This is a genomic window from Vibrio sp. YT-18 (genome assembly GCF_033337345.1).
Taxonomy (GTDB): domain Bacteria; phylum Pseudomonadota; class Gammaproteobacteria; order Enterobacterales; family Vibrionaceae; genus Vibrio; species Vibrio alginolyticus.
Map to the genome: position 1 here is coordinate 22,674 of NZ_JAWOQO010000005.1, position 24,903 is coordinate 47,576.

23 protein-coding genes, 1 tRNA gene and 1 pseudogene are annotated in these 24,903 nt (G+C 43.7%); 16 read left to right on the forward strand and 9 right to left on the reverse strand.

What is annotated here, in order from left to right:
- Positions 1–1,551 carry a PAS domain-containing methyl-accepting chemotaxis protein gene (locus tag R7M72_RS08480; protein ID WP_165401664.1) on the forward strand — a complete coding sequence of 517 codons (1,551 nt, stop codon included), beginning with the start codon at positions 1–3 and terminating at the stop codon, positions 1,549–1,551.
- Between the two features lie 161 nt (positions 1,552–1,712).
- Here the strand turns inward: R7M72_RS08480 and R7M72_RS08485 are convergent.
- Positions 1,713–1,803, reverse strand: a tRNA-Ser gene (locus R7M72_RS08485).
- Between the two features lie 329 nt (positions 1,804–2,132).
- Between R7M72_RS08485 and R7M72_RS08490 the strand changes: the two genes are divergently transcribed.
- Entirely contained in the window at positions 2,133–2,813 is a 681-nt protein-coding gene (locus tag R7M72_RS08490; protein ID WP_005375670.1) for a MaoC family dehydratase, read from the forward strand.
- Positions 2,814–2,876: 63 nt separating this feature from the next.
- Here the strand turns inward: R7M72_RS08490 and R7M72_RS08495 are convergent, their stop codons facing one another.
- Positions 2,877–3,701, reverse strand: coding sequence for a phosphate ABC transporter substrate-binding protein (locus tag R7M72_RS08495; RefSeq protein ID WP_017635752.1), 825 nt, complete (start codon positions 3,699–3,701; stop codon positions 2,877–2,879).
- A 266-nt stretch (positions 3,702–3,967) separates the two neighbouring features.
- Between R7M72_RS08495 and R7M72_RS08500 the strand changes: the two genes are divergently transcribed.
- Positions 3,968–4,321: a DUF3024 domain-containing protein gene (locus R7M72_RS08500; RefSeq protein ID WP_017821084.1), complete on the forward strand. Its 354-nt coding sequence runs from the start codon at positions 3,968–3,970 to the stop codon at positions 4,319–4,321.
- A gap of 33 nt (positions 4,322–4,354) precedes the next feature.
- Here R7M72_RS08500 and R7M72_RS08505 read toward each other — a convergent pair whose 3' ends face one another.
- Entirely contained in the window at positions 4,355–5,164 is an 810-nt protein-coding gene (locus tag R7M72_RS08505) for a helix-turn-helix transcriptional regulator (protein ID WP_017635750.1), read from the reverse strand.
- Positions 5,165–5,235: 71 nt separating this feature from the next.
- Positions 5,236–7,239 carry an exoribonuclease II gene (gene rnb / locus R7M72_RS08510; protein ID WP_054579642.1) on the reverse strand — a complete coding sequence of 668 codons (2,004 nt, stop codon included), beginning with the start codon at positions 7,237–7,239 and terminating at the stop codon, positions 5,236–5,238.
- A gap of 413 nt (positions 7,240–7,652) precedes the next feature.
- On the opposite strand from rnb, the gene R7M72_RS08515 reads away from it, so the two are divergent.
- The gene (locus R7M72_RS08515; protein WP_005375680.1) at positions 7,653–9,584 is read left to right on the forward strand and encodes a DEAD/DEAH box helicase; all 1,932 of its coding nucleotides are present in this window, start codon (positions 7,653–7,655) and stop codon (positions 9,582–9,584) included.
- 72 nt (positions 9,585–9,656) lie between these two features.
- On the opposite strand, the pseudogene R7M72_RS26295 reads toward R7M72_RS08515, so the two are convergent.
- Together R7M72_RS26295 and R7M72_RS26300 are read right to left on the reverse strand one after the other, a co-directional pair.
- Positions 9,657–9,900: pseudogene (locus R7M72_RS26295) on the reverse strand (EAL domain-containing protein); the annotation flags it as partial.
- 71 nt (positions 9,901–9,971) lie between these two features.
- Positions 9,972–10,202, reverse strand: a complete 231-nt coding sequence (locus R7M72_RS26300) for a hypothetical protein (protein ID WP_224721257.1) — start codon at positions 10,200–10,202, stop codon at positions 9,972–9,974.
- Between the two features lie 468 nt (positions 10,203–10,670).
- Here R7M72_RS26300 and R7M72_RS08525 point away from each other — a divergent pair, with 468 nt between their 5' ends.
- Together R7M72_RS08525 and tnpA are read left to right on the forward strand one after the other, a co-directional pair.
- Positions 10,671–11,864 carry an acetate/propionate family kinase gene (locus R7M72_RS08525; protein WP_053350660.1) on the forward strand — a complete coding sequence of 398 codons (1,194 nt, stop codon included), beginning with the start codon at positions 10,671–10,673 and terminating at the stop codon, positions 11,862–11,864.
- A 169-nt stretch (positions 11,865–12,033) separates the two neighbouring features.
- The gene (gene tnpA / locus R7M72_RS08530; RefSeq protein ID WP_017633711.1) at positions 12,034–12,468 is read left to right on the forward strand and encodes an IS200/IS605 family transposase; all 435 of its coding nucleotides are present in this window, start codon (positions 12,034–12,036) and stop codon (positions 12,466–12,468) included.
- 78 nt (positions 12,469–12,546) lie between these two features.
- Here tnpA and R7M72_RS08535 read toward each other — a convergent pair whose 3' ends face one another.
- Positions 12,547–13,476: a LysR family transcriptional regulator gene (locus R7M72_RS08535; protein ID WP_062730945.1), complete on the reverse strand. Its 930-nt coding sequence runs from the start codon at positions 13,474–13,476 to the stop codon at positions 12,547–12,549.
- A 128-nt stretch (positions 13,477–13,604) separates the two neighbouring features.
- Between R7M72_RS08535 and R7M72_RS08540 the strand changes: the two genes are divergently transcribed.
- The 4 genes from R7M72_RS08540 to R7M72_RS08555 all read left to right on the forward strand — a co-directional run bounded on the left by R7M72_RS08540 (position 13,605) and on the right by R7M72_RS08555 (position 17,459).
- Positions 13,605–14,519, forward strand: a complete 915-nt coding sequence (locus tag R7M72_RS08540; RefSeq protein ID WP_017821078.1) for an alpha/beta hydrolase — start codon at positions 13,605–13,607, stop codon at positions 14,517–14,519.
- Positions 14,520–14,591: 72 nt separating this feature from the next.
- Positions 14,592–15,530: an alpha/beta hydrolase gene (locus R7M72_RS08545; protein ID WP_005375705.1), complete on the forward strand. Its 939-nt coding sequence runs from the start codon at positions 14,592–14,594 to the stop codon at positions 15,528–15,530.
- Positions 15,531–15,735: 205 nt separating this feature from the next.
- Positions 15,736–16,038: a hypothetical protein gene (locus R7M72_RS08550; RefSeq protein WP_005375707.1), complete on the forward strand. Its 303-nt coding sequence runs from the start codon at positions 15,736–15,738 to the stop codon at positions 16,036–16,038.
- Between the two features lie 401 nt (positions 16,039–16,439).
- Positions 16,440–17,459, forward strand: coding sequence for an alpha/beta hydrolase family protein (locus R7M72_RS08555; protein ID WP_062730946.1), 1,020 nt, complete (start codon positions 16,440–16,442; stop codon positions 17,457–17,459).
- Between the two features lie 123 nt (positions 17,460–17,582).
- Here R7M72_RS08555 and R7M72_RS08560 read toward each other — a convergent pair whose 3' ends face one another.
- Positions 17,583–18,389 (reverse strand): sulfite exporter TauE/SafE family protein, encoded by an 807-nt coding sequence (locus R7M72_RS08560; RefSeq protein ID WP_062730947.1) that lies wholly within the window; start codon positions 18,387–18,389, stop codon positions 17,583–17,585.
- A gap of 122 nt (positions 18,390–18,511) precedes the next feature.
- Here R7M72_RS08560 and R7M72_RS08565 point away from each other — a divergent pair, with 122 nt between their 5' ends.
- From R7M72_RS08565 to R7M72_RS08590, 6 genes are all read left to right on the forward strand, one after another.
- Positions 18,512–19,306: an AraC family transcriptional regulator gene (locus R7M72_RS08565; RefSeq protein WP_005375710.1), complete on the forward strand. Its 795-nt coding sequence runs from the start codon at positions 18,512–18,514 to the stop codon at positions 19,304–19,306.
- 339 nt (positions 19,307–19,645) lie between these two features.
- A complete protein-coding gene (locus R7M72_RS08570) occupies positions 19,646–20,314 on the forward strand; it encodes a DUF1826 domain-containing protein (protein WP_005375711.1) in 669 nt (222 codons plus the stop codon).
- Positions 20,315–20,318: 4 nt separating this feature from the next.
- Positions 20,319–20,789 (forward strand): Fur family transcriptional regulator, encoded by a 471-nt coding sequence (locus R7M72_RS08575; RefSeq protein ID WP_017821073.1) that lies wholly within the window; start codon positions 20,319–20,321, stop codon positions 20,787–20,789.
- An 82-nt stretch (positions 20,790–20,871) separates the two neighbouring features.
- A complete protein-coding gene (locus R7M72_RS08580) occupies positions 20,872–22,206 on the forward strand; it encodes a dihydroorotase (RefSeq protein ID WP_318056128.1) in 1,335 nt (444 codons plus the stop codon).
- Between the two features lie 44 nt (positions 22,207–22,250).
- On the forward strand, positions 22,251–22,811 hold the full coding sequence (locus R7M72_RS08585; protein ID WP_315957213.1) for a carbonate dehydratase: 561 nt from the start codon (positions 22,251–22,253) through the stop codon (positions 22,809–22,811).
- On the forward strand, positions 22,801–23,814 hold the full coding sequence (locus tag R7M72_RS08590; RefSeq protein WP_318056129.1) for a GTP-binding protein: 1,014 nt from the start codon (positions 22,801–22,803) through the stop codon (positions 23,812–23,814). The genes R7M72_RS08585 and R7M72_RS08590 overlap by 11 nt, the downstream gene beginning before the upstream one ends.
- A 207-nt stretch (positions 23,815–24,021) precedes the next feature.
- On the opposite strand, the gene R7M72_RS08595 is transcribed toward R7M72_RS08590, so the two are convergent.
- A complete protein-coding gene (locus R7M72_RS08595; RefSeq protein ID WP_054574360.1) occupies positions 24,022–24,894 on the reverse strand; it encodes an aspartoacylase in 873 nt (290 codons plus the stop codon).
- Between the last annotated feature and the right edge of the window lie 9 nt (positions 24,895–24,903).

Below are 24,903 nucleotides of genomic sequence, written 5' to 3' on the forward strand. Positions count from 1 at the left end.
ATGAGTGAAACGGAATACGATTACCCCTCGAGTTACAGCCTAGTTTCCATTACCGATACCTCCAGTTACATCAAATATGCCAGTGAAAACTTTAATGAAGTAGCGGGGTTTGATGAAGGGGAGCTTATCGGTAAACCCCACAATGTTGTGCGTCATCCTGATATGCCAAAACAGGCTTTTAAAGATTTATGGACTCACCTGAAAACTGGCAAACACTGGATGGGAATGGTCAAAAATCGACGTAAAAACGGCGGCTATTATTGGGTTGACGCGTTTGCCTCTCCTATAAAATCTAATGGTGAAGTTGTGGAATACCAATCAGTGAGATTTAAACCTGAGCGTATACACATCCAGCGAGCGGAAAAAGCGTATTCGAAGCTTCGAAATAATCGTAAGCCGTGGAAAATGTATCTTCCTCGTACACGTTTGTGGATGAGATCGGCCTTCTTCCTTTTAATTTCAAACCTTCTTGGCTTACTCACTCTACAAATGAATCAATCACCAATGATAGCGTTTGGCGTTGTTGCGTTACTTTCCGTTTTCTCTATTTATGTATTAACCAGACCAGTTGAGAAGCTCGCTAAACAGGCTAGGCAAGACTTCAACAATCCACTCATGGAATATATTTATTGCGGAAGAATCAACGATCTGGCTGAGATTGAGCTGGGTATGAAGATGCGTAAGCAATTTGCCAATGCGCTATTGGGGCGCGTTGGCGTGTCTGTAAAAGACTCTTGCGAAGAAACGCGCGCAAGTGCTAACAGTGCTGCGACAAATAGCCAGCAAGTGACGGAGAACTTAAGCGCACAGAAAGTGGAGATTGACTCGGTCGCAACAGCGGTCAACGAGATGCAAGCCTCTTCATCTGAGATATCAAATAATGCTCAAGCGACCGCCGAGGCTACGTTAGAAGCGCAAAATACGATGATAGACAGCCGTAGCGTTATCGATAATGTTAACCAATCGGTTTTAGAGTTGGTGGGTGAGCTCGGCGAAATATCTAAAGTGGTCATACGTTTGAACCAACAAACCGAGCAAATTGGAACCGTTGTTGAAGTCATCAATGGTATTGCCGAACAAACTAATTTATTAGCGTTGAACGCTGCAATTGAAGCCGCGAGGGCAGGCGAACAAGGCAGAGGGTTTGCCGTTGTAGCAGATGAAGTGAGAACCTTAGCTAAAAGAACTCAGGAATCGACAACAGAGATTAAATCGGCCATTGAAGGGATTCAAAATGGGAGCAAATCAGCGGTTTCTGCGTTAGAGAAAGGTAATGAAATGTCGACCGGAACGGTAACATTGCTAGGTACTGCTTTGGATAGCATTCAACAACTGGAGTCCCTTGTTCAGGACGTCGTCGAACGAAACCAACAAATTGCGGTCGCGATAGAAGAGCAGGTTTATGTAACGGATGAAATAAATGAAAACATCCAGTCGCTTAATTTAAAGTACAGTGAATCGTATGAACTGATGACTGAAACGAATCATATGAACACCAAAGTGCAAAATTGCACCAATGACCTGTCTGAAATGATTAAGAAGTTTGCTTAAACTTTAGAAAATCGAAGTTAAAAGCCCGCTAAACATTAGCGGGCTTTTAACTGGAATATAGTGAAGTGCTGGATTCGCTTACGAGCGAGGATTTCTAAATCTCGTTTTTGTAAGAGCTAAAACGACGAGAGCTCGCAATAAATGCGAGCTCTCTAAATAAGTGGCGGAGAGATAGGGATTTGAACCCTAGATACGCTATTAACGTATGCCGGTTTTCAAGACCGGTGCTTTCAACCACTCAGCCATCTCTCCGTTGTGGGCGGTATAATAAGGAGCATAGTCCGACTTGTAAAGTGCTGAATTATAATAGAAGTACTGTTTGCTTGTTTTATGATCACTGATGTGATGTTGGACAGTTTGAAAACGGAGTGAAAAAGGGACAAAAAGTACCAATTTATAGAGTTTTTACTTTATATTGGCGCACGTCAATAAAATGGTGTTTTATTGTTATCTTGCTGATATATAAGACATAACATGCTTTTAGGGTACATGTGTTCGCCCGAAAGTATTTGCAAGACTTTGTGAACTAATTCAAAATTAACTGGTATAGCCAGTTGTGCTTAGAATTCTTAAGGGTGTTTATGAAGGTCACAAATCTATTTAAAGACAAAGTTGATGCGATTTCTGCTCATCAATCCGAGTTTATGAATTGGATGTCTCCAACGTTACGCGATTATTGGAGTGACTTTTTGGGGAAAGCTCAAAATAGCTTTCTTTTCTCAAAAGTTCGTGATCACCAGCAGCCAGCCGTCAACGAAGAAGTTGCACCTCAACCTGCACCGATCGTAATGGCACCTGAGGCTCAAAAGCTTTATGACGAGTTAAGTGAAAAAATTGGCGAAGTTATTCACACTGGTGATTGGGTTCATGTGTCTCAAGAACGTATTAACCAATTTGGTGCGGTAACGGAAGACATGCAATGGATTCATACTGATCCAGAGCGTGCTTCAACTGAATCTCCATTTAAGACAACTATCGCTCATGGCTTTTTAACATTAGCATTGCTGCCTAAACTGACGGATTCAGTCGATCCAGACAAGCCAATGTTCCCAACAGCTAAAATGGTAGTTAACTTGGGTTTAAACCAAGTCCGTTTCCCTTACCCTGTCAAAGCAGGCAATAATGTTCGTGCAGTCAGCACGTTAACAAAAGTAACGCCAATCAAAAAAGGTTTGGAGATTGAGCGCGAAATTAAAGTGGAAATTGAAGGTATTCGTCGACCTGGTGCGGTTGTGGTCTCTGTAATTCAACTGCATTTCTAATTCCGAAACCGGATAGAACACGACATAGTAAAAGAGAGCATCAAGGTGCTCTCTTTTTCATTTTTACTGATTAAAGTTTTTTACTGGCGTATAACCGTAATCTGCAATCGCTTTTTGTCCCTGCTCTGAACGAAGGAAAGCGATAAAACCTTTACCTGCATCGCTAATCTTATCTACTTTGTATAGCACTAGGAATGGTCGTGCCAACTTGTACTTATGATTGCTAATGTTTGTCGAGGTTGGGTCAATACCATCTAACTGAATCGCCTTGATCGAGCGATCTACTGACCCTACAGAGATAAAACCAATGGCGCGAGTGTTATGGTTAACAATGGTTTTTACCATGCTGTTGCTGTTTACAACCAAGTTGTTTGGGCTGATATCCGAGACAAGGCGATCATTAACGATTTTGGTCAGTCCCAGCAAGCTTTCGAAGCTGTAACGTGAACCTGAAGACGCTTCTCTAGTAACCACCGCGATAGGCTGATCTGCGCCCCCGACCTCTTTCCAATTCTTAATCTTACCTTTGTAAATATCAAACAGCTGTTGCTGAGAAAGGTTTTCTACAGAGTTGGTACGGTTTACAACAACAGCGAGGCCATCATAAGCGATAGGGTATACATTGAGATCTTCACCTTTTTCGCTTTCAGTCAGATAGCGAGAGCTCATGCCTATTTCGGCTACTCCTTTATTGACCATGGTGATACCAGCACTCGAACCAATGCCCTGAACAGCAACGTAATCGTCTGGGTGTGTTTTGTTGTATTCCTCAGCAAGTACATCCATCACACGAGCAACCGACGTTGAACCCGAGATGTTGATTTCTTTTGCAATGGTAGGGAGGGAGACTGCTATGGCCAATAACGTCGCCACAGTAAAACGTAACATATTAAACTCCATATACGGGATAAAGCAGAGTTTATGATATTGCGTTCAGGTTACACTTTTGTGAACTGTTAGCGCTAAACAGGGGAATTGTTTCTAGTCAAGAGGTGATGGAGCTAGCGTTTCCAAGTGGACTGAGATGATAATCTGGGCAAATGATAATATAGCTATCTTATACTTGAGTTAGGTAGATAACTACCATCGGTGATGATGTAAAGGTTATATACTAGGATCGACAGCTCTAACTATCATCCATCGGGAGAACGTTGATGTCAGTGTCCCAAATGGCGACAAGTCGTTTATACAAATCAGTTCAATCGCTCTGCTCTGCGCGTAATGCTAACTTGCCTGTCGAACAGGGCAAGTGCCTCTATGAGCTAGTAGAAAATGGCGTTGAGCTTCATCGGGCGCATTTTCTCCTCGACTCCCAGCATAGCGAGTATACTTCTCCCGTCGCGAAGATCATGTTTGATGAGGAAAACCAACTTTGGTATTTCTATGTTCCCACATATCACAACGAGCTGTTAAGGTGGGTGCCTTATAAGCCACTTCCATTTAGCCGAATGCTTGAGGACTTACTCAACGAGTTGGAGCGCGATCCTCAAGCGTGTTTTTGGGAATAGGGCGAGCCCAACGGATGCGAATGCCGACATGATTCATACTTTAGGCCTAACAACTTGGTTTCTAAAGTCTTTGGGGGTCATGTTGTAAACGGATTTAAATGCTGTACTGAAATGCGCTGCACTTTTAAAGCCAGACTCAAACGCTATTTCTGTTATTGATTTTTCTGACTTGCGCAGTTGGGTTGCTGCGAAGTTTATCCGTTTCACCTTTAATATCTGAGAAAACGAAAGATCATCTGCGGCGAGGCGACGTTTTAAGGTTGCGATGGACATGCTCATATGAGCCGCTAAGCCTTCTAGCGTGATGTCTTTTTCAATATTACCCTCAATGTACTTAATGGCTTTTTGAGAGTCGCTCAGGCTACTTGCATCATCTATGATAGATAGGATGTTTGGCTCTACCTCAACCATCAACGACAGCAATGCCATTGCGATATGGCTTTGTGTGTAGTCTGGAGCATTGCGACTCGCTAACTTAACCAACATGTCCTTCAATTGTGCTACTTCGCTACTGGATTGCGTTGAAAAAGGATAGAAGCGCCTTTCTTCCGTTTTGGAACGTAGCATCGGGTGCGCTTTCTTAAAGTCACAGAATATATTTGGATTGAAGACTAAAGCCAGTGCTTTAAAGCCTCCGTCACTAGAGACGGCTTCTGCACTGCTCAGATCTGCGGAGTTATAGAGTGTGAAATCTCCGGCTTTAAGTTCAAATTGCTCGCCATTAGGTTGATGAACTAATAGGGCACCTTCTTCAACAATATATAACCCATTATGTGTTGCAGTGTAACGCTCACTTTTGCGCGCAGTGAAGTGATTAAAGCGAATGATCTCAATGTTCGGCATACTCTTTCTTATCGTTTTACATAACAAATAAAAAAGGCGCTCAATAGAGCGCCTTTTAACTTCATTCGGTATTACTCACTTACAGTCTGTTCTGTTTGTGCTGCTGGTTGTTCAGCGAATACCTGGGTTGGCTTTGCAACTAAACTGCGGTTTTCTTGGTTTACGTCCGTAAGGACAATTTCCAATGTATCCCCAAGTTTGTATACGACCTCTTTATCGATAGAGATGGTACCGTTGTCGCCATTGCACTCAATTCTTTCTTTATTATCAAGAATTAGTGCACCAGGAATAAAGGCTGCTGCGCCATTTTCGAGAAGTCGGACACGTGCGCCTGCACGATTAATATCGAAAATCTCACCTGTGAAACAAGTTTTCTTACTCGGCTCATCAGCAAGCGTGCGTGCATATAGCCAATCTGAGACATTTCGCTCAGCGATTTTATGATGTTTACGATGTAGAGCTAGCTCTTCGCCTACTTGGTCATCTGGTTTTTGTACGGGTTCTTTACCAAGGATGACGGCCTTCAACATACGGTGGTTGATCATATCACCGTATTTACGAATTGGTGATGTCCAAGTTGCATAGATGTCTAAACCCATTGCGTAATGAGGCAGAGGCTGATTACCCACCTCACTGTATGCTTGGAACTTACGAATGCGGTTATCTAGATAAGACGTTTCTTGAGCTGCCAACCAGCGGCGCAACGCAGCAAAGCCTTCTAGCGTAGCAATAGACTCCGCTGTGAACTCCAACTGGCCTTCTGGATTGACAAGTTGAACCACTTCTTCAATCTTCTCGTTCTTGATACCTGCATGCGTATTGAAGACACCTGTTTCAAATTTATCGCGTAATGTACGACCTGCACAGATGTTTGCGGTAATCATGGATTCTTCAACAAGACGGTTTGCACTGCGGCGCATGTCTGCGTGGATAGCGATTACATCGTTATCTTCACTGAGCTCAAAACGGTAGTCAGGACGATCAGGGAAGACCACTGCGTTTTTCTCACGCCATTCAGCGCGAGCAAGAGAGAACTCATAAAGATCACGAACGATAGTCGCGATCTCTTCAGATGGCGTCCATGCTTCAGAGCTGCCGTTTTCTAACCAATCAGACACGTGATCGTATGCTAGGCGTGCATGTGATTTGATGTTTGCTGCGAAGAATTTAATATCGTCGCCAATCACACCATCTTTACTTACCGTTACGGTACAGCAAATAGCAGGGCGGGTTTCACCTTCAATCAGAGAGCATAGGTTGTCCGCTAAATCACGAGGTAACATCGGGATGTTGCGGCCTGGAAGATAAATAGTATAGCCACGCTCACGCGCTACTTTATCCATTTCATCTTCAGGTGTGATGTAGGCGGTTGGGTCCGCAATAGCGATGGTGAGTTCGAAATCGCCAGATACGGTTTTCTTCGCGTACAGCGCATCGTCCATATCTTTAGTCGATTCACCGTCGATAGTGACGAATGGAACATGAGTCATGTCTACGCGTTCTAGCTCCGCGTCGTCTTTCAGTTCCCAGTTATCGATGCCTGCTGGCTCAGAGTTTGGTAGATCGTTTTGAGCAAGCGTTACCCACCAAGGCGCAATTTTATCATTCGCGTCAGTGATTTTTTCAGAAATTTCTACGAAGAAGGAATTATCGCCTTTTAGAGGGTGGCGAATAAGATGTGCGACAACCCAATCACCTTCGGCGAACTCGTCAGGTTTTAGACCTTTCTTTAGTTTCGCTTTAAGAGATAGCTTTTTAAGCTGTGGGTGATCAGGTGCTACGTTGAGCTTGCCTTTGAACATTTTTACTCGACCAATAAAGCGAGTCACGGCTTGTTCCAGCAGCTCTTGTGGCTCTGCAACTTCGCGTTCATTTTCGGTGCGGATAATGGCGACGACTTTGTCACCGTGCATGCACTTTTTCATGTACGCAGGCGGGATGAAGAAGCTCGTCTTACTGTCCACTTCCAAAAAGCCAAAGCCTTTATCTGTGGCTTTTATTGAGCCTTCTTTTTTGGGCAGGTTTTCTTGGATTTTCTGCTTAAGCTGAGCGAGTAGTGGGTTATCTTGAAACATCTTTTCTTAAATTACCTATGGAGTTGGGCACACTATAATCATTGCGAGCTATTATTACTACCTGTGGAGCGTAATTTCGCCGTGAATTTTGCCAATTTAACCACGAGAAATTGGCTTAAATATTGATGAAATTCTCATCTGTGAGTTACGCGAATCTACGGGGAATGGTAGGGCTGGTGGAAAAATATGCTAAAAATACCATTGTTGAGAATAAATTGTGATGTAATTCAATTTTTTCTGGATTTTTTTATGCTTTTAAGGAATAATCCGCCTCCCTTAGTCGTCCCTAATGGCTTATCGCGGTTGTGTACTGTGCTGTGTTCCCGTCTGAATGGAATCAGTATCTGGATGGATCAGTATCGAATTGGAAGAGCATATGGGACTGTTTTTTTGTTTAATTAAGTAGGATCCCAATGCAAGATTCTGTTATTCAATTCAGTGATTTATCTCTGAATGATTCTATCCTTTCTGCTCTAGACGGAATGGGTTTCGTGTCACCAACTCCAATTCAGGCTGCGGCAATCCCACACCTATTGGAAGGTGCTGACGCGCTGGGTAAAGCTCAAACAGGTACAGGTAAAACAGCAGCGTTCTCTCTGCCTCTTCTCAACAAACTCGATCTAAACCAACGCAAACCGCAAGCGATTGTACTTGCTCCGACTCGTGAGCTGGCAATTCAGGTTGCAGCGGAAATGAAAAACCTTGGTAAAAATATCAAAGGTTTGAAAGTTCTAGAGATTTACGGTGGCGCATCTATTGTCGACCAAATGCGTGCTCTTAAAAGTGGCGCTCATGTAGTTGTCGGTACTCCAGGCCGTGTTCAAGATCTTATCAATCGCGAACGTCTACACCTAGACGAAGTTAGTACTTTCGTTCTTGATGAAGCAGACGAAATGCTAAACATGGGTTTCGTAGATGACGTAACTGCGATCATGGAGCACGCTCCAGAGTCAGCACAACGCGTTCTGTTTTCTGCAACTATGCCTCCAATGCTGAAGAAGATCGTTGAACGCTTCCTTCGTGACCCTGTAACGGTTGACGTTGCTGGTAAAAACCACACTGTAGACAAAGTTCAACAACAGTTCTGGGTAGTGAAAGGTGTAGAGAAAGATGAAGCGATGTCTCGTCTTCTTGAAACTGAAGAAACTGACGCGTCAATCGTATTCGTACGTACTCGTCAAGATACTGAGCGTCTGGCTGACTGGCTATCTGCACGTGGCTTCAAAGCAGCTGCACTGCACGGTGACATTCCTCAGTCTCTACGTGAACGTACTGTTGATCACATCAAACAAGGTGTTATTGACATCCTAGTTGCAACTGATGTTGTAGCTCGTGGTCTTGACGTTCCACGTATTACGCACGTATTTAACTACGACATCCCATTTGATGTTGAGTCATACATCCACCGTATCGGTCGTACTGGCCGTGCTGGACGTAAGGGTAAAGCGATCCTTCTAGTTCGCACTAACCAAATTCGTATGCTTCGCACTATCGAGCGTGTAACTAAGTCATCTATGGAAGAAATCCAACTTCCTCTACGTGACCAAGTTGCTGAAGCTCGTCTAGCTAAGCTAGGCGCTGAGCTTGAAGCAGAGAAAGAGCACAAAGCACTAGACAAATTTGCTGAGCTGGTAGAGAAACTACAAACTTCTCTAGACATCGACCCAGCAACACTTGCTGCTATGCTTCTTAAGCGTCAGCAAGGCAAACGTCCTCTGTTCTACATTGGCGAAGACCCAATGGTTGAAGCAATTGAGCGTGACAAGCAACGTCGTAAAGAGCGCCGTGAAGGTGGTCGCGACGGCGGTCGTAACTTCAACAACCAAGACTGGGATACTTACCAGCTTCAAGTTGGTCGTGAGCAAGGCGTTCAAGTTAAAGACATCGTTGGCGCTCTAGCAAACGAACTAGGTCTAGGTAAAGGTTCTATCGGTGCGATCAAGCTAGCTCAAGGTCACACATTCGTACAGCTACCTAAAGCAATGACTTCAGACGCGGCGAACAAGCTAAGCAAACTACGTATCCGTCAACAAGATGTTGGTGCTGTAGTATGTGATTTCGATGATTTCCGCGAGTCTCGTGGTGGTCGCCGTGACGGTGGTCGTCGCGATGGTGGTCGTCGTGATGGCGGTGGTTACCGTGGCAACCGCGAAGGCGGCAATCGTGGTGGTGATCGTCGTGAAGGCGGTCGTCGCGAAGGTGGTTTCCGTGGTAACCGTGACGGCAACCGCGATGGTAATCGTGAAGGTGGCGAACGTCGTTTCGATCGCAACCGTGGTGGTGATCACCGTGGTGCACATCGTGGTGAACGTGGTCACGGTCGTGGCCGTCGTACAGACGCATAATCACGAGTGATTAAAGCGACGGTTTAAGTTGCTACAAAAAGAATTGAAAGCCGAGCAAAGCGCTCGGCTTTTTTATGCGCGTCTAATACGGTTTTGCTTTTCATCGTGTTTGTTTACCCAACTTATTACTTCGTCTAAGGGCAGGGCAGAACAAGTAACCCTGAATGATGTCACAGCCTCGACTTCTCAAAAAATGCAGTGTGTCCATGTCTTGAACGCCTTCTGCTACGACCGAATACCCTAATCCATGTGCTAGCGCAATCGTGTTCTCAACGATAGAGCGGGAGCCTTCAGTGCGGCTTGCTGTGAAAAGAAATTAACCAGCTTACCTTGAAACGTATTATCAATCTTTCGACGTTTTTGAGGTTATCTCATAATTTGAATCAGTCATTGGCCTTCAGGTTGTGTCATGTCTTCGATAGACTCAAAGTAGTATTTACGATAAGGGAGCCCAGTAAGAGCGTCATGGACGGCATTGCGCTTCTCTCTTTCAGCAACAGTATGAAGCTTTAATATCGAATCGTTGCTCCACTTAATCACCAGCACGACAAAGATACTGCCGCCAAAAAGTATAAGAGAAACCCCCGTTTCTAAGAGAGAAGTAATAGGTTTTTGCATGATAGCGTGCAAAAAAACGGCATAAGCAAAAATGAAACAGCTGATTAACAATAATAGGAAAGTCCACCCGGTTACGTCAGTTTTCGAGCAGATGTTTTTTGTCATCTGCCATCCCCAGCAGAGCAAAATCAAACCTAAGATCACTAATAGAAATGCAATAGTGGGCACATTATTACCCCGATTTATTGATTGGTTTGTTATTTTTGTTCACCCAATAAACAACGTAGCTTATATATCTGACTTTGTACAAATTGACCTATTCATAAATTATGTTTAACAAGTGATATTTTTTAGTCTTCAAATAAAATCAAAACTTGCTACAGATCAACAAAATTTGTTCAATCAAATCGCTTTTACTAAAAGATTGTTGAAAGATTAAAAAATTATTGAATAATAGAGGGGCAAACAAGAAGTACGCAGCGCACAAGCGCTATTACAACCTCTGCTCTACAACAGGATAACTATTTCATGTCTAATTCGTTTGTACTGGTGATCAACTCTGGTAGCTCTTCATTAAAATTTGCTGTTATTGATTCTGAAACCGGTGAAGCTTTGGTATCAGGTATTGGTGAGTGTTTTGGCTTACCTGAAGCTGAAATCAGTTGGAAATATCAGGGAGAAAAAACCGTTGAAGCAATTCCAGCTGGCGGTAACCATCATCAGTACGCTGTTGAGCGAGTGGTAAAACTACTCGAAACTCTAGGTTTGAGCTCAAAATTTGTCGCTGTAGGCCATCGCATTGTCGCAGGCGGTGAAACCTTTAAAGGAACTGTGAAAGTTGATGAAACAGTTATTCAAGAAGTAGAGCGCCTTGCTGAACTTGCACCACTTCATAACAAAGCGAACGCTGAAGGCATGAGAGCGGCAATGGCGGCGTTCCCTTCACTGCCTCAATTTGCTGTATTTGACACTGCTTTCCACCAAACAATGCCAGCCAAAGCCTTTATGTACGCACTTCCTTACGAGCTTTACGAAGAGCATAAAGTGCGTCGTTACGGTGCTCACGGTACAAGCCACTACTACGTAAGCCGTGAAGCAGCGAAAATGCTAGATAAGCCGGTTGAAGAAAGCAGCTTTATCACTGTGCACTTAGGTAACGGTGCATCAGTGAGTGCGGTTAAAAATGGCGAATGTGTTGATACAAGTATGGGTTTGACGCCGTTAGCTGGCCTAATGATGGGCACTCGCTGTGGTGACCTCGACCCAAGTGTTATCGAGTTCCTTTTCCGTAAAGGCTGGGAAAAAGACGAAGTGTTCGAGATGATGAACAAGAAGTCAGGTTTCTTAGGTGTATCTGGTGTGACAAGTGATGCTCGTGGCGTACTAGAAGCAATGGAAGCGGGGAATTCACGTGCGAAGTTGGCATTTGAGATCTTCACTTACCGCGTTGCGAAATACATTACATCCTACCTCGCGGCTCTGGATTCATTAGACGGCATCATCTTCACTGGTGGTATTGGTGAAAACTCACTACCAATTCGTCGTGAAATCTTGAAAAACCTAAAACTGTTAGGTTTTGTTGAAGATGAGAAAGGTAACGAAGATGCAAGATTTGGTAACGCAGGTGTTATTGCAGCATCTGAGTTGTTAGGTGCCAAAGCTCTTGTTATTCCTACTAACGAGGAATTTGTGATAGCTAAACAATCGGTTGAGCTATTGTAATATATAACGAAAACAGAAAGTTAAAAGCGAGCCTCGTGCTCGCTTTTTTATTTTCAGCCCTAAACCACCTACTTCAGTAGGTGGTTATCATCCGTTTCGGCTTTGCCTGTAAAACTACTCATGCTAAATGCGTCTTTGATTTTTCCAGAAGTCAAAGAGGACAAATAACATGAGTAGATACAATCAAGCTTCCCACGTATTTTGGCGTTGTCAATACCATATAGTGTGGACGCCAAAGTATCGATTTAGGATCTTGAAGAACAATATAGGTAAAGAAGTTTATCGATGTATTTATGTTTACTGTAATCAACTTGGATGTGAAGTCGTAGAGCTAAACGTACAAGTTGACCACGTCCATTTAGTTGTAAAGGTCCCACCAAAGCTTTCGATATCCAAGTTGATGGGGGTATTGAAAGGCAAAATAGCCTTAAAGCTATTTAGCAAGTTTCCTCACCTTAGGAAGAACAGGCTTTGGGGTAATCACTTTTGGCAAAGAGGCTATTTTGTCGATAGTGTTGGAATCAATGAAGAAATAATACGCCGATATGTAAGACATCAAGAGAAGCAAGAGCGAGTAGAGCAGCAGCAATTGGCGCTGGACTAAACAAAGGCCCCCTTTTAGGGGGCTCACACAAAGCCACCTTCTTTAGAAGGTGGTAATTTACTTAAAGCAATTTGGTAATTACTCTTTGAGTTTCAGAGCTTCGCGCTTTTCGATTAAAAAATCCATCAAGACGCGGATTTTTTTCGGCATATGCTCTCGTGAAGGCATATATAAATAAAACCCTGGAAACTCTTTGCACCAAGGTGTCAGAACTCGGGTCAATCTTCCCTCATCTATGTGCTTTTCCACCCATAAATCAATATGCTTCACTAAACCCACACCCTGTATTGCAGCTTGTAACATACTATAGTCATCATTAAAAATAGCATTACCTTTAGGCTCGAAAACGAGGGTGCGCTTTGCAACATCTGGAGAGGTTAGCGACCAATGATCAATTGTTCCGCTAGAGGTAAAACGATAAGCAAGGCAATTGTGATCTTCTAAATCCTCAGGAGTTTGAGGTAGTCCATTTTGCCTAAAGTATTCAGGAGAGCTCACTATTGCCGTTGTTAACGGCGGAGTAATAGGGATCGCAACCATATGTTCATCTAAGCTTAATCCTAAGCGAATGCCAGCGTCAACGCCTTCTGCGACGATGTTAGAAAACCCATCATCCATGATTAGCTCTAGGCGTATTTTAGGATAACGAGAGAGGAACTCACCTAGATAGGGCTCAATAAGCAGCCGAGCAGCGGTTCTTGATACACTGATACGGATTAATCCCGAAGGCTCAAGATGAGAGTCGTTCAATTCGTTAACGACCTGCTCAATGTTCACCAATGAAGGTTGCAAAATATCAAGCAGACGTTGGCCTTCTTCCGTCAGCGACATACTTCTGGTGGTTCGATTAATTAACCGAACTTGTAGCTGTTGTTCTAACGCTTTTAGGTGTTGTGATAAGGCAGCACGGGTTACCCCCATTTCTAAGGCTGCTTTAGTGAAACTGCGATGGCGAGCAATATGTGCAAACCACGTCAGTGATGAAATTAAAGAAGGTTCTATTCTCATTTGTTAAGTATAACTAAACAGTCATGTAGATAAAACGATATTTATCCGAAACAGTGTGTTGACTAATATTACATCGAAGCTTAGGTCAGCCTGAGATGAACAGTTAACCTCTAATGGAGAATGTCGCTATGTCTAAAGTCACTTTCAAAAATCTCAATGGTCAAGGTATTGAGATTTCAGCGGTTATCAACTTCCCTACAGATTTTGATGCAAGTAAACAATATGCGGCGGTTGTTGTTTCACACCCAGGTGGTGGCGTAAAAGAGCAAACCGCAGGCCTATATGCGAGTAAACTTGCAAAAAGCGGCATAATTGCCATTGCGTTTGACCGTTCGTATCAAGGTGAAAGTACAGGTGAGCCTCGCCAAATGGAAAACCCTTACACGAGTACTGAAGACGTGAGCGCAGTCGTCGACTATCTGACAACGTTAGAGTACGTCGATAACGATAAAATTGGCGCAATGGGGATTTGTGCTGGTGCGGGCTATAGTGCAAATGCAGCGATCAATGATCGTCGAATCAAAGCACTGGGTATGGTTAGTGCCGTAAACATTGGCCAAATGTTCCGTAATGGTTGGGATAATTCGGTTAACGATGCTGACGCTGTTGGTTACTTAGAATTTGGTTCGAATGCTCGCACAACCGACACGAATGGTACAGAATTCGCGACTATTCCTCTAGCTCCGATGCGTGAAGAAGATGCCTCAAATGCAGAGCTACGCGAAGCTTGGGAGTATTACCACACACCACGTTGTGAACATCCAAATGCGCCGGGTTTTGCTCTAACTCGTAACTTAAACCAGATCATTACTTACGATGCGTACCACAAAGCGGAAGCATTCCTAACTCAGCCAATTCTTGCTGTCGTTGGTAGTGACGCAGGCAGCAAATGGATGAGTGATGACCTGATAGAACGTGCAGCGAGTTCAGATAAAACCTTGTATGCCATTGATGGTGCAAACCATATGTCGCTTTATGATGTTGCCGAATACGTCGATGACGCAGTATCCCAACTCGCATCTTTCTTCCAACGCACTCTTTAATATTCCCGATGAAAGGCTCAATTGCTTCGAGCCTTTCTGCTCTCAAGGCTTTTTACTCTTAAGGTATTGATTATGAATATGCAAAAAATCACTTTTAGAAATGCTGATATGGCTTGGGATATGTCTGCATTAATTTTATTTCCAGAAGGCTTCAATGAATCGAAACGCTACCCAACAATGATAAGCGTTCATCCTTTTGGTAGTTGTAAAGAACAAACATCCAGCGCTGTCTATGGTAAAGCCCTTGCTGAGTTAGGTTACGTCGTGATCGCATTTGACGCGAGCTTCCAAGGAGAATCGGGAGGATTGCCTCGCTACGTAGAAGACCCAAGTCAACGTGTTGAAGATATCAGTCGCGTTATCGACTATGCAGTAACTTTACCATATGTCGATGAGAATAGAATTGGTGGACTCGGTATCTGCGGCGGTGGTGGTTACATGATCAATTCAGCCCTAACCGAAAAGCGCTTGAAAGCTGTCGTAGGTATTACGCCTGTTAACTTAGGCCGCTTGTTCCGTGAAGGCTTTAGTATGTACGACCCTATCGCCAATCTTGAAGCTATGGCTGCACAGAGAACAGCCGAAGCTCGCGGCTCAGAGCTGAAAATCGATGAACTTCTTCCTCCAAATATTGAATTTGCAAAAGAAAATGGATTAACAGAACGAGACGTGTTCGAAGCTACTGAATACTACAAAACATCACGTGGACAAACCGAAGGTGGTGCAACTCGTATGCTGTTTTCACATGCACAGAAAACACTGAGCTGGGATGCCTTTGCATTTGCCGAAACGTTATTGACTCAGCCTGTTATGGCCGTGGTAGGGCAAAAAGTCGGGGCGTTTGGTGCTTATCGTGATGGGCAGGAAATTTATGGCCGCTCTGTTCAATCAAAAGACCGACAGCTGGTTAATTTGGAAAATTGGTCTCACTATGAACTGTATGACCATCCAGAAGCAGTCGGCATTGCAATGGACAAGGTTTCTGCATTCCTTGAAACACACTTAAAATAATCTAATAAGTTAGAAGCGTTTTGTAGAGTTGCAAAGCGCTTATTTTTAACAGCGTAAGATGTAGTTCGAAGCGAGTAGGTCGGTAAATCTTCGTGCGAATAACCTCATCTACAGGCTATTGACTAAATACCACTGCCAAATACTGTTTAAGACAATGTAGACTGAGACCTAATTAAAGGCGTTAGATAGGAAGGCAGTTTAATTCATGCGCAAATCAGATAAGAAGGTCGAGAATCTAATTAGAGAAGTGTTGACCGAAGTTTGTGAAGATACGCTAAAAGGCTACGATGGCTTTCTTTGGGTGACTCATACCGTCAAATTCTCTTCTTTTCCACAAAGTTTAGAAATAGTCTGTGTATTCGAAACGAAGCAAGATCGAGCTAACTTTTTTGAAGGAGAGGGCCGCCAGCATGTTTCCACAACTATTCAAAAGGCATTTAATAAGGTAGGAGTGCAACTAAAGAACGTCAGTAAGCAAATCAGTTACGATACAAAACAAAAGCATTAGCGCAGGCAGCAATGGTCCGTCATAAAATGGTGCTTGGCTACCTTGCTATAAAAATGCAAAGGGCACTGGATGGGCAATGAAGCTTCAGCTCACTTAGATATACATCGGTGTAACTATGAGTTATGGAGTTATGGATTGTGAATACGGTTGGTTTTCTAATGTTGCCTTAAGAGGCCATGATTAGTCGTTTACAATGAGTAAAGTACAAACTTCTGCATGGTGGATATCCGCAGAAAATTATTGAAAAGAAAGGCTCTAGCTGGAGCGGTCTATCATTTTCTTTGGGTTACCTCGACTATGAATAGCTTAATTGCTATGTTTCGCAAAATATATGGAGAATCTCCTGCGCGTTATTTTTCTAGATGCCGTGCAGAATAATGTGTTGACCGGCTGAGGGAAAAATGAAAACCAAAATAATAATGTCGTTTCTACTCGCTACATTGTGTGTCAGTGCCAGCGCCAGTACGAATGAGCCGAAATACCATTCTGCGCTAACAATCAAAACGGGATTCAGTGAAGACAGAGATAAGCCAGTAGAAGTCTATTATTGGTATCCCACAACGAACGAAAAAAACAATTTCACGTTTGGTAGGGGGAACATTTTTAAATCAGTCGAAACGCAGTTAGATGCCCCTTTAGCAAGTGGAAAATTTCCCGTTGTGCTTTTGTCGCAGGGCGGAACACGGTCAGCGTTTTCCCACAGTGGTTGGATAGCCTCGAGCCTGGCGCAACAAGGTTATGTCGTTGTGGTACCAAAGCCTCCTGCACCGAACGAAATCAATGCAGAAATGGCTGTCGATGAAATCACATTCAGAACCAGTGATTTGGTGCTTGGGCTGAACGAATTAAGTTCGGTCGGGATACTGTCCGGAGGCGTAGATACTGATGCAGTGCAGGGGGTCGGCTTTTTTCTGGGCGGCACATCTATGCTGATGCTCTCCGGAGCGCAAATAAGCCCGGAGAAATATCGAACATCGTGTCACAACGCCACCAATGTAGACTGTCATTGGTTACGTGAAAATAACGTTGATATTACCAGCATCCCGGATCAAAAATTTCCCCGATTTCAGTCTGAAAACAAACTGAAATCGGTCGTCGTTATCAACCCTGAGCTAACGAAAACTTTTGTCCCTGAAACTCTGGCCTTGATGAACAATGCTATCACCGTGGTGGCGCTCTCTGATCGGCTATATCCCGCACTGACACCAGCCGAATCACTTGTTGCTCTTCCCAATGTAACATTTCAAGAGATCCCCAGTGCGAGTCAGTTTAGTGCGTTCGCAGAATGTACTGAGCGTGGCATTAAAATTCTCGCATCAGAAGGGGAGGAAGCACTTTGCCAGGAGCGTGACGAGGTTTCCAGAAAGGACAATCATCAGCACATTTTGGATGTAATTCTGGCCAGGTTAACAAAGTCATAAGAGTGCAACAATGAGGAGCTTTCTTACACATTGTGTGCTTGGACCAGCAAAGCGAGAAGTAAGTTTTTGCAGGCTTATCCTTTCACCATAGTGCAAGGCCTACTAGTGACCGTGTTATTTGCTCTAACTAAGTACTTGTACCAACATTTTGAAACTTAGAAGAACACACAAAATACCAACGATTTTCTTAAGAACTTTATTTGGGAAATACTCTGCACAACGCACGCCGAGGCTAGTAGTTAAGTAGCTACTAATGGAGAAGCTGAGCATTGCAGGAAGGTATATGTATCCTAAGACTAAGTTGTTCCAATCTGTATTTTCCCATCCGTTTAACATGTAACCGAGGCTTCCTGACAGCGCGATAGGGAAACCTATCGCAGCAGAGGTTCCAATAGCACGTTTTACTTCAAAATTTTGCTGGACAAGATAGGGGATGATCAACCCCGCACCGCTTATAGAGACAAGTGCTGATACAGAGCCAATGACCGAGCCTACAGTGATATTACCGATAGCCCCATGTGGGTTAGGGTTGTACTCATTTTCAGTGTTGAGAAACATCTTATAAGCAACATACAACATGAATACGCTGAAAAAGCCTGCCAGATAGACTCCTTGTAGATACGATGCTACGAATGTGGCGCAAAATGTTCCGACTAGAACTCCGCTCAACATTTTTACTACCATTGTCGAGTCTACATTCTCTTTTTTGTAGTGAGCGCGCATGCTGCCCAATGTTGTAACAATCATCGAAGCCATTGATGTCCCCAACGCAAGATGCACTACTTCCGTATCAGCTATTCCCTGTAGTGAAAATAGAAACGCAAAAATAGGGACGGCCATTCCACCACCACCCACACCAACGAGTCCTGCGAGAAAGCCAATGCCCAAGCCTGCCGTAATGTAATAGATAATAAAGATAGGTTCGTTCATGATGGTTCTGCCTTCGATAAAATGGTCGTTGCTAAAATGTTACTCGAACGCTAACTTGCTATGGTAACGTTAAGAGGACAGAAAATAATGAATAATGGCCAAAATGGAATTGAGTAAATAAAGTGACAAACTCTGATTACAGCGAATGGAAAAATGGCGCCGCACTGATCGTTAAGGAGTGGCAGCATGAAAGGAGCGACTTCAACCATTTGGATCAACGGCCACATAATTGGCACAGTCATCATCGAGGCCAGTTACTGTGTATAGATGAAGGGCTAATTCAGGTCAAAACCGATGAAGGAACGTGGATACTACCACCTCACCGAGCTGGTTGGATCCCCCCGGGTGCGATGCACAGTGTTTATTTTTGTGGTTCTCTGAAAGGTCGTTCATTACTGTTTACTCCAGAGAGTTGTGAGCGGTTTCCAATGAGACCTTGTGTTATCCAAATGAGCGATGTGTTGAAAGCCCTATCGGTTAGAGCATCGATATGGAGCAAAACAGACGATCTATCCATACAGTCTTTACGTATTCTTGCCGTAATATCCGATGAAATCGTCAATAGCCCTCATGAGTCACTCCACATCCCGCTGCCCAGAGATCCGAGACTGCAAAAAGTTACTCAAGCAATTTTAATAGACCCAAACAGCAAACATTCTGTGGAGCATTGGGCCAATATTGGGGCAGTCTCATCTCGGACGTTAAGACGATTGATTCGAAGTGAGTTAAACATGAGTTTTAATGAATGGCGGCAACAAGTACTGCTAATACATTCATTAGAAATGATAGCTCGAGGGGAATCTGTAGGAGCGGTTGCACATGCTTTGGGTTATTCGACGCCCAGCAACTTTATCGCGATGTTTCGTCGGGTCTATGGCGATTCACCTACGCGTTACTTTTCTAATCGCGGAATATAATTTCCGTGCTCGCATGCTCATGATGTTCCCCTAATTATTTTTAATCAAAAAAGGTAAATATTGAAAAGATTAATTGTTATGTTATAACATTGCTTTGTTTGGGGCTCTACAATTTGTTGTTTAAAGAATTGATCTCACAACCAGTAGTCTCCTATTGAGAGAGAGTAAACGTTGATTTCTTCACAAGCGTTGTCTGACTTGACTCTACATGGGGTGGGACTGTGTCAATATGTCCGTGAACTAGAGCGAAATCGTAACGATTACTAGGTCTCATAGCCCTAGAAAATCAACGTTATTAAAACCTTTACCTGACCTTTTTAACGCTTGGGAGGAAGATATATGAGCATTGATGTAGTTGAGAACCCGCTTCGTGTCCAAACAACATCATCGTTGGCGATATCGACATCAGCGAACATACTTAGCGACATCTACAAACCAGAGCACAATATTGCCATATGGCAGCGAACGCTCTCGAAAGAGTTGACGAAGGACATTAATCTGATGCTGGCACAGGAGCCTAGATTGGCACTGGTACAAAGTGTCACGCCAGATGATGCTGCACAATGGGTACGAAGCAAGTTAAAGGGCTATGCGTGTGCTGATGCGCTGAGTGAAGATGTTGCTTTAATCGTCGATATGTTCTGCTGTTTGTTTGAGGTTAAAGAAGCAGGTTTGAGGCTAACTCGCCTAGACAGCCCGATGTGCCCGAAATTTCACTTTGATCGTGTGCCTTGCAGACTTGTCATAACTTATACCGGCCGAGCGACCGAATGGTTAACCAACGATACCATTGATCGCACTAAACTCGGTGCCGGTAGTCTTGGTCAACCTGATCACCTATCGGGCTTATACGACTCTGAAAGTGCCATACGACGAATGCAGCCTGGCGATGTTGCCCTGCTCAAAGGAAGTGGTTGGGAAGGCAATGAAGCCACTGGACTTATACATCGCTCTCCACATGTTGCAGACAATGAACGTCGCTTACTACTCACATTGGATTTCATCTAGAGATATGAGAAAGCTCAAAACGGTAGATGACGTCATGAAGCAGGTAGAGAAAATCTGCCTGCTGCGAGGTAAACAACTCACTACTAAACGGAAATTGATACTGACTTCACTGCTATATGCGGAGAAGCCGCTTTCTGCCTACGAACTAGTTGACTACTGCAATCACAACTTTTCTCAAAACATTCAAGCGATGTCGGTTTATCGAATACTCGATTTCCTTGAAGCAGAGCACTTTGTCCATAAGCTCAATACATCTAGTAAATACGTCGTTTGTTCTCAAATCGCGTGCGATCAGGAGCATGGCGTTCCACAGTTTTTGATTTGCTCTCAGTGTGGAAAGGTTAGTGAAATAGCGGTTGAAGCCAATGTTATTTCTAGCGTATGTGCGAAAGCCATACAAGAAGGCTTCACCGTTCTTAGCCCACAATTTGAGATTTCCTGTGTTTGCGATGAATGCGCAAACCGCCCCCTATGAGGCAGACACACGATCTCCCCTTATAGCTTCACAAGGTGACCGAGTATTGGCCACCTTTTCAAATTATCTAAAAGAATGAATTATGTCAGCAACATTGATTAAAAACGCTCGGGTGGTCAACGAAAGAGCCATTACCGAAACAGAGTTACGTATTGTTGATCAAAGAATTGACAAGATTGCTACTAATATATCCGTACAACACGGAGATATTGTAATTGATGCTAAAGGGGCTTACTTACTGCCAGGCATGATTGACGATCAAGTGCATTTCCGAGAACCTGGGCTGACACATAAAGGCACAATTGCAAGTGAGTCGCGGGCAGCGGTGGCCGGCGGTATTACAAGCTACATGGAAATGCCCAATGTTAGTCCGGCTACAACGACTATTGACTCGTTAGAGCGCAAGTTCGCTCTCGCTAAAGAAAGCTCGTTTGCGAATTATTCTTTCTACCTCGGTGCAACCGAAGACAATCTTGAACAGATTAAACAACTTAACCCCAAACAACATTGTGGTGTGAAAGTATTTATGGGGGCATCAACAGGAAATTTGTTAGTCGAAGATCCGCAAGCGTTAGAGTCAATTTTTCGTGACTCTCCAGTACTCATTGTTACTCATTGTGAAAGTGGGACTGTTATTAAACAAAACCAGCAAAAGCAAAGGCTTAAGAAGCCAGGTTTCACTATCGAAGACCATCCCATTTTGCGTGACGAAGAGGCCTGTTACGCTTCATCTTCTTATGCGGTAGAACTTGCCAAAAAGTATCACAGCCAACTGCATGTGCTGCACATCACAACGGCGAAGGAGCTAGCACTTTTTGACGAGGGAGACATTCGAGACAAATCAATCACCGCGGAGGCTTGTGTTCACCATCTTTGGTTCAGCAACAAAGATTATGGCGCTCTTGGTAACTTGATCAAATGTAATCCTTCAATCAAGTTTCCTAGTGACCGCGATGCGTTGTTAAAAGCGTTAAATACGGGGCAAATAGATATCATTGCAACAGACCACGCTCCTCACACTTGGCAAGAAAAACAAGTGCCTTACGAGCAGGCTCCAGCCGGACTGCCGTTAGTTCAGCATGCGTTACTTACTCTCTTCGAGCATGTCCGTTTAGGTCATATGAGTTTGACTCAAGTAGTCGAAAAAACTGCGCACAACCCGGCCATTCGCTATGGCATTCAAGGCCGAGGTTTTATCCGTGAAGGTTACTACGCCGATTTGGTGTTGGTTGATGCTCATACCCCAACACGAGTTAGCAACGAAAACAGTTTATATCATTGTGGTTGGTCGCCTTTTGCTGGACATGAATTTTCAGCTCAAATTCAAAAGACTTGGGTCAATGGCGCGCTAGTTTATGACAATAACAAAGTCATCGATAAACCAGCTGGAGCGATGCGTTTATCCTTCAATCGTTAAGTCGCTGACCGTAAAAAAAGAGCCATAAACAAACTGGAAGCATTATGTTAAGAAGAAACCCAACGGGCCATATGCCACAGGTGTCCTCAACAGCCTTTATCGATCCAACCGCTATTATCTGTGGCAAAGTCATTATTGAGGATAACGTTTTTATTGGACCCTATGCTGTTATTCGAGCTGACGAAGTTAATAACCATGGAGACATGGAAGCTATCGTCATCAAACGTGACACCAATATCCAAGATGGTGTCGTAATTCACTCTAAGGCAGGGGCTGCGGTGACCATTGGTGAGCGCTCATCCATTGCTCATCGTTCGATTATTCATGGTCCTTGTCAGGTTTGTGATGATGTTTTCATTGGCTTCAACTCCGTCGTGTTCAATAGCGTCATCGGTGAGAGGTGTGTTATTCGTCATAACTGTGTCGTCGATGGCCTCGATTTACCCGCTTATTTCCATGTACCACCGATGACCAATATTGGTGTCGGTTTTGATTTAGAGAGTATCTCTAAAGTGCCGCCAGAATATTCAGCTTTTTCCGAATCCGTCGTTTCTGCCAACTATGAACTAGTCCAAGGCTACCGGAGAATTGCCAATGAACTTTAATAAGCCACTGATTTCGCGAGTGCCGACTAACATCATCACTGGCTTTCTCGGGGTGGGGAAAACATCGGCAATGATGCACTTATTGACCCATAAACCGAGTCATGAACGTTGGGCTGTATTGGTCAATGAATTTGGCGAAGTTGGTATTGATGGCAGCTTGTTACAAGGCCAAAAAAAACAACAAGACCAAGTGTTTATTCGAGAGGTCCCCGGGGGATGTATGTGCTGTGCAGCAGGTCTTCCGATGCAAATCGCCTTAAATCAATTATTGTCTGAAGCAAGGCCAGATCGATTGTTGATTGAACCTACAGGCCTTGGTCATCCTAAAGAAGTACTGCAAGTGCTATCGACCGAGTATTATCGTCAAATTCTCGCTTTGCAAAAAAACATTACTTTAGTCGATGCACGTAAACTATCGGATCCTAAGTACACTGAGCATGAAACGTTTAACCAGCAAATCACTATCGCAGATACAGTGGTAGGTAATAAGCGCGATCTCTATCAAGATGAAGATGAGCAAAAGCTGACGGCTTATATAGCAAAGCTCGGTCTGCGGGAAACAAAAGTGATTTTCGCTGAACATGGCGCTATCCCTTTTCATGAATGTGAGGGAGCGACTCGTATTGACGTGCAAAAAACGCCCTCTGTTCTTTATCGTGAAAGAGAGAAAAAGTCACTTGTTCCTGAGTTGCCTATGCCTGAGAGCGGCATTCTAAAAGCAACCAATCAGGGGGAAGGTTTCTACAGTATCGGTTGGCGTATATCCGCTGAAAACGTGTTCGATCATCAAAAGCTGAGATTATTGCTGCTCGACCTCAAGGTCGAACGAATGAAAGCGGTTTTTATCACGGGAAGCGGTATTTTTGGTTACAATCTAACATCAGATGGACTCACAGAGTTTGAGCTAGACGAGTGTTCAGAAAGCCGCCTAGAACTGATCTCTTCCGGTCTAGATGACCAATTTGAAGATAGATTATTTCGATGTTTGGAGAAGGCATCATGATAGAAAAGAGAAAACTCTCCTTTTAACCATAATGTCTTACCTCCTTAAAATTCTAGTGGGGTTTCTTTTAAAGCTGCGCTTAGGGCACTTATGCTGCCGTATTAGGGTGGGGTTAGTACCCGTATTTTCTGCCTATGCGGTTCAGGCACAGTTTTATTCATGGGGTGAGGTATCCACGTTACACGTGGCCTAATTACTTGCTTTAAGTTACACGGAAGAAACACGTCTTTTTTTAGCGAGGGCCATTGCTATATTTGCGGTACTGTAGGCGCTCTCATTGATAAAGTGCGGGTAAATTTCCCCTTTGCCATTCCAATGGATATCATAACCAGCGAAAGTCGCTAATAAAGGTGCTCCTGGTTTGACCGCCTCAAAATCTCTGCCACAAATAGTAGGGTGTACTAGTGCTTGCCGCATACCCTCTTGATCAAGTGGAACCCTGATTTCTTCGGTGTAAAAAAACGCCTCATAATCGCTCAGTAAGCCTATTTGGTTGAGGTTGTGCTTTTCAACATAGTCCAATACTGCGGTAAGCATCTGTTTCATCAACTCCAGCGTACTGTACTCTAGCGCACCATGTGCTTGCGCCCCGACCTCAATCATTATTCCATATTGCCCAGCAGTACAAAGGTAAGGTTGCTCTTGCCATTCTTTTCGCTCTTCGAAAAGGACATGTGCTGATGGCATTCGTTGTTTGACGTACGCGCCCAGTTTCCGATAAAACACATCGTTAGAAAGCAAAATCAACGTCGCTCCCATATTGCTTGTTGTATTGTGCAGGTCAACAATCAACAGTTTTTCTTGGTTTGCATATTTCTCGATAAATTGATGTGCAATCTTGCTTTCATGCAAATCAGGACAATGATTGCTATTCATTGCTGAGAACTCGCGATTTAAGTCTGTATCGATGTATCGGACGTTGTGTTTTACTGCTTCGGAGTTTGCGATGATCGAGCAGGCTGAAAAGGTTGATCTATTGACAGAGTAACGTTTTTCTTTGATTAGTTTATGTAAATAAATACTAGAAAGTTCGTTTCCGTGTGTTCCTGCAACGATAAGTGCTGAATTGAATGTGTTCATTATTGAGCC